Genomic DNA, 14,930 nt, shown 5'->3' with positions numbered 1-14,930 from the left:
TCTTCAATAAAAAAAAAACATGGTGGAAGTATGAAAAGAGTCTTACACCAATTTAATATGAAGCTGCATAGAATAAAGCTTTAAGAATAAAATTGTAAGATGACAACGAACAGATTTGCTCAGGAGTGATGTTTTCAAGAACTTGTTGCAAGCGCTCTCGTAGTTGCCCAAGAGTAGTAAAAACCTCTCCAACAAGTTGCTGTTTGATATATTCCTAGACCCGTTCAATTGGATTAAGTTCTGGACTATGTGAGGGCCCACAGACAGGAATTTAATTTTCTGGCCATGAGAGTTCATTAGTGATATGAGCACCCGCTCGGTCCATTTGAATATGGGCAATATCTTCACCCAATTGTAGAGAAAGAGCGTCAATAAATTGCTGGAAATCTTCTCCATTAACATGGGCATATTCTTGGCAAAAATGCCAGCCACTCATGGGTTCGACTACCCCATACAACCAAAAATTTTCACGCTTCCACAGTATGGGAGCAACTGGTTTTACCCCCCGGGCTGTAATTACTTTTCCCGTCAACGTTTTGAGTCCCAAACGGGTTTCATCTTGACACAAATATCGTAGCCGTTTACCCTTACCAAAAAATTTTTGAAACGTCAAGACTGCTGGGACGATGTTTTTTTAAAAAGTCCCACTGCTTTTACTTCCTGTAAAGCACTTTGCGGACGTGGCACTTTCAGTTTTGCTTGGAGGCGATAATGCACCCACGCATAAACTGTTGCATAAGTCAGTTCTAGATCTGACTCTTTTTTAAGCCATTCAACAATTTCTCCATAGCTTTTGAAGGCTGCTCCTTTTTCTGGCGTTGCTGAATCAAGGGATGATGAACTTATAGTGAGATCGAAGACAAGCGAGAATGATTTCTTTGATTTTGATACGGAATTGGAACATCTGCAAATTTTAGATAGTGAATTAGTAACTGAATTGAATATCTTAGCAACTTGCTGTTTAATTTATAGCCTTTCTCGAAAAGATGAGGTATCATGTTACTCACACTCACTCATGAGGGTCAAACAGAGAAGACACGATCGAATGAACTATAATTAAATGGTTCAGTAAAGCCACGCGAAAGCGATAGCACACATAATAGCATTTTTCTGACAGCACGAAGAAGTGGACTCACAAAAAGTCAACTTGTACTCCTCTTCATACATTGTTAAAAATGAAAACTTATTCGATTGATTTTAGGCAAAAAATCCTAGATACTTATCATACTGAACCGATTTCACAAAAAGCAATAGCTAAGCGTTTTTCTGTAGCTCTCAGCTTTGTACAAAAATTGCTTAAACAATATCGTGAAACAAAAGACATTACTCCCCGAACTGACCGATGTGGAGTCAAAGGCAAACTGAATGCAGAGCAACTACTCATATTGGGGGAATTGATTGAATTAAACAATGATGCAACTCTTGAAGAACTTCGTTATTTACTTTATGGGGAAATTGGATTTTCCGTTAGTAGATCGACAATAGCAAGAATGATAAAACTCTTAGATATTACTGTAAAAAAAAACTCTCTTCCCTTCGGGCAAAGGCACGCCCCCGAGTTCAACTCCTGCGATGTGAGTTCTGGCAAAAAATTAAAGACATTAGTTTGAAAGACTTAATATTCATTGACGAATCGGGAGTTAATTTGGCAATGGTTAGGTTGTATGCTAGAGCTTTGAAAGGTCAAAGAGCTCTCGTGTCCAAAACCAACTAAACGTGGCAAAAATGTCTCAATAATTGGAGCCATGTCAGTCGATGAAATTTTGACATCAGTTAATCTAATAGGCGGAACTGATGCAATTACATTTGAAGCTTTTATTATCAGAAAACTTGTGCCAAAACTATGGAAAGGGGCTTGTGTAGTCATGGATAATTGTCCCATTCACTTGGGAGAAGAAGTGGAAAAAGCTATCGAAAAAAAAGGGGCAAAATTAATATACTTATCTCCTTATTCACCAGATTTTTCACTCCTTGAGAATCTCTGGTCAAAGCTTAAAAATATTCTCCGTTCTATCAAGACTACTAATTATCAAGAATTAGCCAAAGCCATAGAGTTGGCGTTCAGTCAGGTTACATCATCAAATATTTTTAACTGGTTTACACACTGTTGTTATTGTACCTCATCTTTCGCTCGAAAGGCTATATTTCATCTCAAAGTATTAACTCGCTCTGTGGTTATTGCCTGTATTGATGCTTTTTTTCCACAGTACATAAGCCAACGGTAATTGTCACAGATCAAGCTTCTCTTCATGCCAGTGATGCTATTGTTGACAAACTTGAAGAGTGGAAACAACGTAATATTACTCTTTTTGAGTTGCCTTCTTACTCTCCTCAATTAAATTTAATTGAAATTTTATGGCGGTTTATCAAGTATGAATGGATTGATATATCTGCTTACAAAAGTTGGGCAACTTTCGTTGCATCTGTGGAAAAAATCTTGAAAGAATTTGGAGAAAACTATGTAATTAATTTTGTCTAGCTACTTACTTAGTCTAATTGTAACCCCACCAGTAAGAGTGAGTGTGCTTTTTGCTTAATATCGCGTGGTAGAGGTTAAGAACGATCGCCCTCAACCAGACGATCGCATCCTTAAGTTGACACCAATGCGAAGGGGGAAGCTACAACGGCGAATTGATTGTGCAACCGAGGCAGCGGTGGACACGCCTTGCAACAGTTAGAGATGCTGGACACGCACCCACTATATTACCGGCCGGTTCCCCGAATGTGAAATGACTTATCCCCAGTATGAAACGCCCCCGGTGCATTGGGATTGCCCGGAGTGCGGATGGATGGATGATTCGGTTTGAAGTGATGGTTCACAACGATAATTATCAGCAACGGGAAAACACTCGCTCGATACCCCACTTGAAAGTGCAGCCGACTAATCCCCCAACAAACACCCAAAACGCGCATTGAGGCAGCACAGTTAACAACACAATCTCATGAGGCCACAATTGCCAGAAGCGAAACATGGGATCGCTGTTGTTGAGTAAATTACTATGTTACAATCAGCTTCAATAATAATTAAGTAAGTCGGCGCGAAAAAATGCAACTATGTAAACGATGGTAAAGTATCCAAATGCTCTCTACTGGCTGGGTTAAAGCTGTTTACATAGTGTTACATTATTCGGTTTAATCCCGCCTACTTACTTAAGTTTTAAAACCGGCCTTAACCTCACGCTCAATTCCCTTGCGATCGGTAGAATAACAATGACTATCAACTTAGCTGGCTATCAATTCGTTGAAACCCTCCACAGTGGCATAAGAACTTCAGTCGATCGCGTTCGGAAGGAGTCAGATATTTCCAGCGCGATCGTCAAAACACTAAAGGCTGAGTATCCCACTCTTTCTGACATCACCCGCTTGCGGCACGAATATCAAATTCTGCAAAGCTTGAACGTAGAAGCAATTATCAAAGCCATTAGTTTAGAAAGCTATAAAAACGGTTTAGCACTGATCTTAGAAGATTCAGGCTCTGAGTCTCTCAACGATTGGATGAAGGGTAAAAAAGTCGCGATCGTTCAGTTTCTTTCTATTGCCCTCCAGCTTGTCTCTGCCTTAGCAGAACTCCATAAACATAAAATTATCCATAAAGATATAAAGCCACAAAATATTATCATCAACCCAGCCACAGAAAAAGTTCAAATTATTGATTTCAGCATCGCTTCCCGCCTAGATCAAGAAAATCCAGCACTGTCGCATCCAGACTTGCTCGAAGGCACCCTCGCCTATATGTCGCCAGAACAAACTGGCCGGATGAATCGGTCACTTGACTACCGCACTGACTTTTATTCACTGGGCATCACCTTCTATGAAATGCTCACAGGTGAGTTGCCCTTTAATTCCATAGATCCGATGGAATTGGTACACAGCCACATTGCCAAAACCCCCATTCCCCCTCACCATATCAATCCTGAAATCCCGCCACAAATTTCAGCGATCGCGATGAAATTATTAGCCAAAAATGCCGAAGACCGCTACCAAAGCACTGATGGGCTAAAATTTGACTTAGAAACCTGCTTGGTAAAACTACAGGCTAGCGGATCTATTTTCAACTTTGTTGCCGGAAGTGCTGACAAAGCCGGTCAATTAAATATACCGCAAAAGCTCTACGGTCGCGACCAAGAAGTTGATGAACTTCTAGAAACCTTCGATCGCGTAGCCGATGGAACCACCGAATTAATGCTAGTTTCCGGTTATTCCGGGATCGGCAAAACAGTTTTGGTCAATGAAATTCACAAACCCATTGTGCGGCAACGGGGTTATTTTATTGCCGGGAAATTTGACCAGTTCAAGCGAAATATTCCTTATGCTTCCCTGATTCAAGCATTCCAGTCCTTAATTTTGCAACTGCTAACCGAAGGTGAAGCAGAAATCCATATTTGGAAAGAAAAACTATTATCTGCTTTAAGCGTTAACGGGCAAGTTATTGTTGACGTTATTCCCGAAGTAGAACTGATTATCGGCAAACAGCCTCCCATCCAGCAACTAGGGCCCACTGAATCTCAAAACCGTTTTAGTCGAGTCTTTAAACAATTTATTGGTGTATTTACAACCTTTGAACATCCCCTGGTTGTATTTTTGGATGACTTGCAATGGGCCGATTCAGCATCCCTCAAATTAATTGAACTGCTGATGACCGATCCCGATAGCAAATATCTATTGATCATTGGTGCCTATCGAGATAACGAAGTTTTTCCCACCCATCCGACGATTCAAACGATTGATAGAATTCAACAAACTGGTGCCACTGTCAGTAAGATCGTACTCGGCCCGTTACAACTCCTTCATGTTACAGAATTAATCGACGATACTTTAAATGATGAATCAGTCAGGTCAGAATCTCAGTCTGTAGAGACCCAAAATTTTGCATCTCTACTGTTCAATAAAACTCAGGGAAATCCCTTTTTCTTAACTCAACTGATCAAAACCCTTTACCAAGAAGATTTACTGATTTATAACTTATATTCAGGTCAGTGGCAGTGGAAGATTGAGCAAATTCAAGCCATTGGTATCACTGATTATAACGTGGTCGAACTGATTGCCAGAAATATTCGCAAACTGTCTCCTGATACCCAGAAAGTCTTAAAACTGGCAGCTTGTATTGGCAATACGTTTAATTTAGACGTCCTGGCGATCGTCAATGAAGAATCTTCCTTAATCACGGCTGCACAATTGTGGTCAGCACTTCAGTCTGGGTTGATTTTACCTTTAAGCAATGAGTACAAAATTCCCCTGGTATTTAGTCAGGAAGAATCAGGTGAATTTACTTTAACAGATATCAAGGTTGACTACAAGTTTTTACATGACCGCGTGCAGCAAGCCGCTTATTCTCTGATTCCAGATGAGCAAAAAAAACAGACTCACCTGAAAATCGGGCAACTATTACTGCAAAATACAACGCCGGAAGAACGAAAAGAAAATATTTTTGCACTGGTTAACCAACTGAATTACGGCACGGATTTACTGAGCTTTGAATCAGAAAAATATGAGCTAGCTTCTCTCAATTTGATAGCGGGTCAGAAAGCGAAAGCAGCTACAGCATACGAGTCGGCTGTCAAATATTTGAATGTGGGTTTGGGACTTCTCGCTTCAGATAGTTGGGAAAGTCAGTATGACTTGACGTTAAGCTTGTATTTGGAAGCAGCAGAAACTGAATATTTAAACACCAATTTTGAGCGATCGCAACAGTTGTCTGATGTCATTCTGAAACAGGCGAAAACAATCCTGGAAAAAGTCAAAGTATACGAGCTAAAAATTCAGGTTGAGTTCTCTGGCAACCGGATAAATTCGGTCATAGATACCGGAATCGAAGTTTTAGAAATGCTCGGCGTTCGTTTGGAGCAAGAACTTCCTCAAGAACTGATACTTGACGATTTAGCTGACTTACCGCTAATGACAGATCCCGATAAAATCGCGGCTATGCGGATATTAATGAGCATCGTAGTAGCGGCTTATCTGGCCAATCCAGATATGTTTCAGCCCATTCTTTTTACAATGATAAAGTTGTCGATCGCTTATGGAAATTCCCCCGAATCCGCTTACGCTTATGTTTGGTATGGCGTGCTCCTGTGTGGGCCACTGGGAGACATAGAATCTGGATATCGATTTGGCAAACTAGCCTTTCCTTTATTGGAAAAATTTGCGACCAATACACTAAAAGCTAAGTTAATTTCTATATTTTATGTACTTATTCACCACTGGAAAGATCCAGTAAAGGAAAACGAAGAACCTTTTATTGATGGCATTCAAAGCGGCTTAGAAGTAGGAGACATAGAATATGCTTGTCACAATGCGATGAGTTCTTGCTATTTTAGATTTTTCAGTGGGCAGGAACTGGAAAAAGTGGAGCTATCTCAGGCTAAATATGCCACTATGACTATAAAATACAAACAGGAATACGATATTGGGGGGGTAAAAATTTACCAGCAGCTTGTTAAGAATTTCCTTGGAAAAGCCCCGGATAAATTCTCTTTAATTGGCGATAGCTTTAATGAGGAACAAATGATTCCAGTTATTAAAGAAGCTAATAATAATACTTTATTATTATTTTACTACGTCGCTAAAACAATTCTTTTTTATTCATTTAAAGATTACAAAGGAACAATAAAAAGTGCCAAGCTGGCATCAGAATATGCCAGCTTTGGTGTCGGAACCATTCAAAGTACTGTCTATATTTTCTACTATTCTCTTGCCCTCCTAGCTTTGTATTCAGAAGCTCAGCTAGAAACGAAAAAAGAATATCTAAATCAAGTTGCAGAAAATCAAGAAAAAATGAAGATTTGGGCATTCCATGCACCGTGCAATTTCCAACATAAGTATGACTTAGTAGAGGCAGAAAAAGCGCGGATTTTATGGCAGAATGACCAAGCAATGGATTATTACGAACGAGCCATTCAAGGAGCAGCGGAACAAGGATATATTCAAGAAGAAGCCTTAGCCAATGAACTGGCAGGAGAGTTTCAGCTATCCCTTGGAAGAGAAAAGATTGCTAAGACTTACATGACAGATGCCTATTATGGCTATATCCGCTGGGGAGCAACAGCCAAAGTTGAAGATTTAGAGGAACGCTATCCCCAATTACTCGCAGTCGTCCTTAACCAGAAAATAAGCGAAAAAACCGGCGAGACAATTATACAGACGCTCCAGGGAACCATCACTTCCACCGGCTCGGTAATTTCAGAGATTCTGGATTTGGCAACCGTGATGAAAGTTTCTCAGGCGATTTCTAGTGAAATTGTTCTGGCTAACTTAATCGAGAAGTTAACAAAAATATTAATAGAAAATGCGGGGGCTCAAACCGGAGCGCTTATTTTGTCAAAAAATGGACAATTTTTTCTAGAAGCGATCGGAAATAAAGATGAGGTGCGAATGCTGGAATCCGTGTCAGTATCAACGAGCCAGCCGCTACCTGTATCGGTCATTAATTATGTGGCTAGAACTCAGAAAAATGTCGTTCTAAACGATGCCAGTCGCGAGGAAATCTTTAATGCTGACCCCTACATTATCCAACACCAAACAAAATCTATTCTGTGTGCGCCGATGGTTTATCAAGGCAAACTTACGGCGATCCTTTACCTGGAAAATAACCTGACGGCTGGCGCTTTTACGCAGAAACGGGTAGAAATTTTGCGGATGTTATCAGCGCAGGCGGCGATCGCCTTAGAAAATGCCAACCTCTATCACACCTTAGAAGTCAAAGTCGAAGAGCGAACCGAGGAATTAAAAGCTAAAAATACGCGCCTGGAAGTAGAAATTATAGAGCGGCAGCGAGCCGAGCAAGCCGCAGAAGCTGCAAACCGCGCCAAGAGCCAATTTCTTGCCAACATGAGCCACGAACTTCGCACACCGCTCAACGGCATTTTAGGTTATACCCAAATCCTCAAGCGAGACAAAAATTTAACCAATCAGCAAAATTCTGGTATTAACATCATTCATCAGTGTGGCGAACACCTCCTAACTCTGATCAATGACGTTCTAGACCTCTCCAAAATCGAAGCCGGAAAAATGGAACTCTTCCTCACCGAGTTTCACCTGTCAGACTTTCTCCAAGGCATTACTGAAATCTGCCAGATTCGCGCCAAACAGAAAGGAATCTCTTTGATTTACGAACCGCTAACTCAACTTCCCCCGTGCGTCCACGCCGATGAAAAAAGGTTGCGGCAAATTCTCATCAACTTACTGGGCAATGCCGTCAAATTCACCGAAACAGGAGGCGTTAGTTTCAAAGTAGACATACTCAGAACTGCGCAATCTGTGTCATCACCAATCGGTAATCGCCAATCCCCAACAGCCAAAATTCGTTTCCAAGTAGAAGACACAGGCATTGGCATCGAGTCCGGCGAACTCTCAAAAATATTTTTGCCCTTCGAGCAAGTCAATGGGTCAGTTCGCCAGATAGAGGGAACAGGATTAGGGCTGGCAATTAGTCGCCAATTAGTAGAGATGATGGGCAGCGAACTGAAAGTAGAAAGCTCTTTAGGTAAAGGCAGTATTTTCTGGTTTGAGTTAGAGTTGTCCATTGGCGAAAGCTGGGAAGGGTATCAAAAAGAACCTGAAAAAATTATCAGGAGTTTCTCAGGTACTCGGCGGAAACTTTTAGTCGTTGACGATCGCTGGGAAAATCGCTCTGTCCTAGTTAATCTTTTAGCTCCCATTGGGTTTGAATTGATGGAGGCAACCGACGGTGAAGACTGCGTGAATAAAGCCCTACTATTTCAACCGGACTGTATTATAATTGACTTAGTAATGCCAGTGATGGACGGCTTTGAAGCGGTGAGGCGTATCCGAAAAATTACTCAATTGAAGGATGTAATCGCGATCGGAACTTCTGCTAGCATTTTAACCGCCGATCCCCAGGGCAGCTTCCAGGCTGGTTGCAACGGTTTTCTCCTGAAACCTATTCGGGCAGAAGAGCTATTACAATGCTTGGGCAACCATTTAGGCTTAGAATGGATTTATGAGGACCAAACAACTTTTAGTTCGGAAGATAACTTCACTGCTCCCCCTTCACAAATCCAAGACCAAGAACTGATTGCTCCTCCTTCGGAAGAAGTTGCAGTCCTGTTCGATTTAGCCATGAAAGGCGAACTCTTCAGTATTGACCAGAGAGCCAGGAAGCTGATAGCAATGGATATGCGTTATGCACCTTTTGCCAATCAGTTGATTGAATTAGCTAAAAGCTTTGAAGAAGACAAATTAGTAGAATTTGTTCAACAGTTTAGATGAGGAATAAAAATGAATAGCGAATCTTTAGACAGAGGAACTATTTTAATTGTGGATGATACGCCCACTAATTTGGGTTCAGTCTTGGATTTTTTGAGCGCATCTGGCTTCACTGTTTGGGTAGCCCGCAGCGGGGCCAGCGCTCTCAAAAAAGTGCAATATTCCCAGCCGGATTTAATTTTGCTGGATGTTCTGATGCCGGAGATGGATGGGTTTGAAACCTGCCAACATCTAAAAGCAAAGGACTTAACTAAAGATATCCCAGTCATTTTTCTAACGGCGCTCGACGATACAGAAAGCAAGGTCAAAGGCTTTGCGGTAGGGGGAGTAGATTATATCACTAAGCCCCTTCAACACGAAGAAGTTTTAGCTCGGGCTGTCACGCATCTGAATCTCCGAAATCTGACTAAAAAGCTTCAGGCACAAATTGTCGAGCGCGAACAAGCGCAAGCTGACTTGCAAGTTTTGGCACAAGAGCTAGAGACGCGAGTAGAAGAGCGTACCGCTGAACTTTCCCAAACAAATGAACGCCTCAAGCTGGAGGTTGCTGAGCGCAAGCTTGCAGAAGCAGCTTTGCAAGCATCGGAAGCGCGAGAGCGGCAGAAGGCTATACAGCTCGAAAATTCCCTGCACGAACTCCAGCAGGTGCAAAGCCAACTCATTCAGAGCGAAAAAATGTCCGCGCTAGGCCAACTCGTGGCTGGCGTAGCCCATGAAATCAATAATCCAGTTAATTTTATTTATGGGAATCTCTCCTTTGCCTTGGAATATTCAAAAACTTTGGTCAATATCCTTGACCTCTATGAAAAGCACTATCCTAATCCTGCCCCAGAGATACAAGCAGAAATCGAAGCAAGTGAGCTAGAGTTTCTCAAAGACGATTTGCCTAAAATGTTCGACTCGATGCACTTAGGAGCCGATCGCATCCGTGAAATTGTTTTATCTTTGCGCCACTTTGCACGGCAAGAAGTATTTGAAATGAGTTCGGTCAACCTTCACGAAGGGATTGACAGCACGCTGATGATTTTACACAGCCGACTGAAATTTAAGGCAGACCGCCCCTCGATTGAAGTGGTGCGGGACTATTGCCCAAACCTGCCCGAAGTGGAGTGTTATGGGGGAGAAATGAATCAGGTATTTATGAATGTACTTGCAAACGCGATCGATGCTATTGACGAGTGGAACAGGCAGCGATCGCCAGAAGAAATTAAAGCGAATCCTAGCGCGATCCGGATTAGCACAGAACTAACAAATAGCAATTGCGTAGTTGTCCGAATTAAGGACAATGGGCCTGGGATGTCGGAAGAGGTTCTTCACCACGTATTTAACCCGTTTTTTACGACAAAACCCCCTGGTAAGGGCACAGGGATTGGAATGTCGATTAGTTGGCAAATTGTAGTGGAAAAACACGGGGGAAGTTTGGGGTGTATTTCTTCACCAGACAGGGGGACAGAGTTTACTATTCAGATTCCGATTCGGCATCATTCTCCAGTCTTGTCGCTGTCAGCTTGATGCTCTGCAAGAAAGTTAGTGAATCCATCGGGTTGATTTTTTAGACTGCGCCCCAATCTAGCAAGCTTAACAGAAGTTGTGCGGTCGGTGCTTGTCAAGTTTCCTCACCAACGCTCATCATCCCAGGAGTCACAAACTAAAAAACCCAGGGGTCGCCGGGACTGTGTGCGATCGTCAAGCGAGTTTCTGCTGCTGTGTATTTGGTGTGCTCTCACTTGGCGATCGCTCAAGAGTGAGACAAGCGTGAAATGATGGTGAGATAGGCACTAAGAAATATGGAATCCATCAAATGACTGACTGGTCGATCGAACCAATCAATAGACCTCTTGCGAAAGTCTCAGGCGAGTGCTAATTTGTCTTCAAATAAAGTTCATAATTATAAATACCAGCGATCAAATTAAATCTTAATCCTAAGCGTCTTCTTCGATTCCGGTATCTTGATGAAACTATTCTAAATATATTTAAACTTCGATGTATATTTTAAATGATAATTCTGTCTTTTCTCCGTTGCCGATTAAAGATTTTTTCGGCTTGACTCAGTTTTTTATTTTTTATTTTTTTGAGCGATGTTCTACTATTAGTATGAATCTTTTTGATTCCTCGATCACCTTGCTTGATCGCCTAAAACTTCAAGTTCTTTATTCATCCCGATCTTGCTTTTTTTAAACAAACTAAAATCATGCGTTTTCCTGTTACTAAAAGCTGTACATATTATTTCGGTACTTTTTGTGTTGGCTAAAACTTGCGATTTTATTGTATGATATTTTTGCTGGCAACTATAATATTTATTTTGTTTTTTTTTTGACGCTCTATTTCATGTTCTGGCACATCCACCGCTACAGTTTCTATCTCCTGAATTTGACTTGGATCGAGATATTTTTTGCTTGATAAATTAAATAAACCTAAATTTATTAAAGCTTTCTCAGTTCTAATTACAATTCGATAAGCATTTGATTCATTAATACCCATTTAATTTACAAATGAAAAAAATTAGGATATTCTCGCAAATAGGATAATGTCATTAAGATTTGGCCTTCTACGCACAATTTACTTGGTCTTCCTGATTTTTTTTGAAGTATTTTTTCCGCTTTGACTATTTTTACCATCTGTTTGAATGTCTCTTGATGTACTCCACAGTAGCGTTTAAAGTCTTTGGGGGTTAACTTTTGTAATTGTTCGTAATTCATATTATTAAGCTAATTTTTTCTTTTATTTTACCGAGAATCGCACTTTCGCAAGAGGTCTATTGAATGGGAACTGGTTCTGGTGCCGATCCTTCCGGCTGCGGTGGTGTTGGAGTTGGCAATGCAGCTTCCTGTGCCGGTTGTGTGGGCGGTGTTTTCGCTATTAGTGATGCTGTGGGTGTTGTTGCTAGCGATACAACTTATGGTGGTGCTTGCACACCTGTTTTTATGTGTGTTAGCTTATTACGTAGAAGGGCTTATGTGTCAACGATTACCGTCCGTCGTCGTTGTTCGAGGATGAGGAGCGGTTGAATGCTTCTGATTCGGGGCCGGTGGTTGTTCCGGTTAAGCCATCCACTCCAGCAAAACGGAAAGCTTCAACAAAATGTACTTTTGAGGGTTTTCCACTTCTAAATTTTCGGACGTTAATAACAAATTTATCGACAATCGCTAAAAATCGAGTCTAGCCTAAATTGCGTCGGGTTTCAGTTAGTTTCGACAAGCTGACAATGCCGGCTCCTTTGCAACAGAGAACTTTGGATTTACTGAAGGTTTTCCTAATATTGTAGTCATCTATTAGGCGAGGGCATTAGCGCTATTGCCCGACTGATGGGGTTTTTGCTTGGATGCGATCGACCACTTGGGGGAAGTTCCGCTAGAAAAGTTGAGACTATCTCAACTTTGCGACAGTTTTCGGGAAAGCAACGCTTACGCATGACACCAGGAAGCAAAGCGAGATCGCTTTCTATTTAGCTACCCTTAAACAACGAAACTATACTTAAATCTTGCACCAGTCGAATAATCTCACATTCCGTCTGCCCTGCTTGACAACAGGGGTTAAAACCCAAAGTTAATTTCTGGCTTCTCTGACTGGGGTGAAACTTCCTAATTGGTGCATTGTCTTACTTAGAGGCATCCAGCACATCCATGAATTTTCCATTCAAAGCACGTTTGAAGAGCCAGAAGAATTCACCAAAAATGGTGATGCCGTTAATTAACCAACATTGGTTGGTGCGGATCGTCCTGCGCTCTATTTCCTACTTCCGCAAAGACTTATGGCTGATCGTCACGCTCTTGCTTTTGATCGGGGCATCGGTGCTTTTCAACCTTCTCAACGCGTGGCCGGTGGCTATTCTAGTCGATACGGTTTTGTCACCAACTCCGAAATCCAACTGGATTCATACGCTGTTTCTTGCCCCGTTCGGTGAAGGCACGCTGAACCGAATTTTCGGAATGGCGTTCGTCGCGATGATTATCAGAATCCTGAGCGATACCGTTTTCATGCTCCGTAGGATGTTGAACTACCGCATCCAGTACAACGGAACCTTGCGGGTTCGCACCGAACTCTACGACAAAATGCAGGCGCTTAGCCTCGGCTGGCACGGCTCCCGATCGCAGGGTGACGCAATCTATCGGTTGAGCTACGACAGCCTCGGCCCTTGGGGGGTGATCGATACGCTCATCGGCTCCACCGCCGCATCGGTGACGCTGACGGCGATGATCTGGATCATGCTGTCGCGCCACGTCCTTCTCACCGTGTTTGCACTTTCATTTACTCCGCTTCTAATACTGGCGAATTGGTACTTCGAGGGAAGAATTAGGAGTCGAGCGTTGGAGTCGAAGCAGACCGATGCGGTGATGACCTCAACCATGCAGCAAGGTATAGAGTTGATCGGGCTAATCCAGTCCTTCGGTCGAGAAGCAACGGAGTCGCGGCGCTTCGGGCAGATGGTCGAACACAGCGTCAAGGCCTCCATGCGGCTCAACTGGCAAGAAAACCTCTATCCGCTAGCGGTTCAGGTAGTCTTCGCCCTGGGAAGCGGGGTAATCTTAGGCTACGGCGGATACCTAGTTTATCGCGACCAATTCTTGCGTCCGGTGCCGAACGGCGTGAGCATCGGCGATCTGCTCGTATTCATGGCGTACCTGGGGCAGTTCTGGGACCCGATAGGTTGGGTGTTGGGGTTCACTACTAAGATTCAAACGTTTGTAGCTTCATGCGATCGCGTCTTTACTGTTATTGACGAGCCACCCGCCATAAAAGATGAGCCTGATGCGCGATCGCTTCCCGTCTATCCCCGCACACTAGCACTTGCCGACGTGAGCTTTGAGTACAACTCTGGGCAACCCGTCTTGCGGAACATTAGTGCTAGTATCGAGCCGGGTCAGATGGTAGCGTTTTTGGGCCCTAGCGGGACGGGAAAGAGCACGCTGCTCAATCTTTTGCCTCGCTTCTACGACCCGACATCGGGCAGCGTCCTCCTCGACGGCTTCGACCTCCGCACCCTTAAACTTGCCGATGTCCGCAAACACATGGCGATCGTCTCGCAAGGCAGCCCACTCTTCCCCGGAACGATCGCAGAAAATATTGCTTACGGTCGCCCGGATGCTCTGATCCTCGATATTCGGGAAGCGGCGATCGAATCCGGGGCGGCCGAGTTCATCGAAACCTTGCCGGAGCAGTACGATACTTTAATCGCTGAGGGCGGTAAAAACCTCTCGGGCGGACAGCGACAGCGCTTAGCTATTGCGCGAGCGCTCGTCACTAAGGCTCCGATACTCATCCTCGACGAACCCACGAATGCGCTGGACTTGAAACACGAGCAGTGGGTCCTAGAGACTCTGCAACGTCTGCGGCGCAAGAGAACCATCATCTTGGTCACGCACCGACTCGAAACTGCCGTAGACTGCGATCTGATTTTTGTGATGCAGGAGGGCGAGATTGTCGAATCTGGCACTCACACCGAACTCCTTACCCAGCAAGGGTTATATTACCGAATGTTGGGCTACAAGCCAGTAAGGTCAATAGGGCTTACTGATAAACCCTCCATAGAGTAGGAGTACGACATAAAGAACTTATTCTTATCCTTTTGCTCCAATCAGTTGGCTGTCTGGCTAGAAATAGGCGCGCATTAACTGACCCAGAGGTAGTGAATTGGAGTTTAGACTAAGCAGGTCAAAAAGTGCGCTCGCCCAAAGACCGGCAAACGTCCATACTCCAACGGCAAC

At 43.2% G+C, this 14,930-nt stretch carries 7 protein-coding genes and 2 pseudogenes; 6 read left to right on the top strand and 3 right to left on the bottom strand.

What is annotated here, in order from left to right:
* Positions 1–271: 271 nt before the first annotated feature.
* Positions 272–613, bottom strand: coding sequence for a transposase (locus tag QUA13_RS09070; protein ID WP_333198041.1), 342 nt, complete (start codon positions 611–613; stop codon positions 272–274).
* A gap of 562 nt (positions 614–1,175) precedes the next feature.
* Here QUA13_RS09070 and QUA13_RS09065 point away from each other — a divergent pair.
* From QUA13_RS09065 to QUA13_RS09050, 5 genes and pseudogenes are all read left to right on the top strand, one after another.
* Positions 1,176–2,123 (top strand): annotated as a pseudogene (locus QUA13_RS09065) (IS630 family transposase); the annotation flags it as partial.
* Between the two features lie 89 nt (positions 2,124–2,212).
* A pseudogene (locus tag QUA13_RS32715) lies at positions 2,213–2,479 on the top strand (transposase); the annotation flags it as partial.
* A 266-nt stretch (positions 2,480–2,745) separates the two neighbouring features.
* Positions 2,746–2,916 (top strand): hypothetical protein, encoded by a 171-nt coding sequence (locus tag QUA13_RS09060; protein WP_333198040.1) that lies wholly within the window; start codon positions 2,746–2,748, stop codon positions 2,914–2,916.
* 294 nt (positions 2,917–3,210) lie between these two features.
* The gene (locus QUA13_RS09055; RefSeq protein WP_333198039.1) at positions 3,211–9,228 is read left to right on the top strand and encodes an AAA family ATPase; all 6,018 of its coding nucleotides are present in this window, start codon (positions 3,211–3,213) and stop codon (positions 9,226–9,228) included.
* A gap of 9 nt (positions 9,229–9,237) precedes the next feature.
* Positions 9,238–10,737, top strand: a complete 1,500-nt coding sequence (locus QUA13_RS09050) for a response regulator (protein ID WP_333198038.1) — start codon at positions 9,238–9,240, stop codon at positions 10,735–10,737.
* Positions 10,738–11,487: 750 nt separating this feature from the next.
* Here the strand turns inward: QUA13_RS09050 and QUA13_RS09045 are convergent.
* Both QUA13_RS09045 and QUA13_RS09040 read right to left on the bottom strand, forming a co-directional pair.
* Positions 11,488–11,706 (bottom strand): hypothetical protein, encoded by a 219-nt coding sequence (locus tag QUA13_RS09045; RefSeq protein WP_333198037.1) that lies wholly within the window; start codon positions 11,704–11,706, stop codon positions 11,488–11,490.
* Positions 11,707–11,711: 5 nt separating this feature from the next.
* Positions 11,712–11,924, bottom strand: coding sequence for a hypothetical protein (locus QUA13_RS09040; RefSeq protein ID WP_333198036.1), 213 nt, complete (start codon positions 11,922–11,924; stop codon positions 11,712–11,714).
* A gap of 924 nt (positions 11,925–12,848) precedes the next feature.
* Between QUA13_RS09040 and QUA13_RS09035 the strand changes: the two genes are divergently transcribed.
* Positions 12,849–14,759, top strand: coding sequence for an ABC transporter ATP-binding protein (locus QUA13_RS09035; protein WP_333198035.1), 1,911 nt, complete (start codon positions 12,849–12,851; stop codon positions 14,757–14,759).
* Positions 14,760–14,930: the final 171 nt, after the last annotated feature.

It is taken from the genome of Microcoleus sp. S28C3, from assembly GCF_036700785.1.
Lineage (GTDB): Bacteria > Cyanobacteriota > Cyanobacteriia > Cyanobacteriales > Microcoleaceae > Microcoleus > Microcoleus asticus.
The sequence above is the reverse complement of the archived record's forward strand: the minus strand, read 5'-3'. Positions and strand labels throughout refer to the sequence as shown.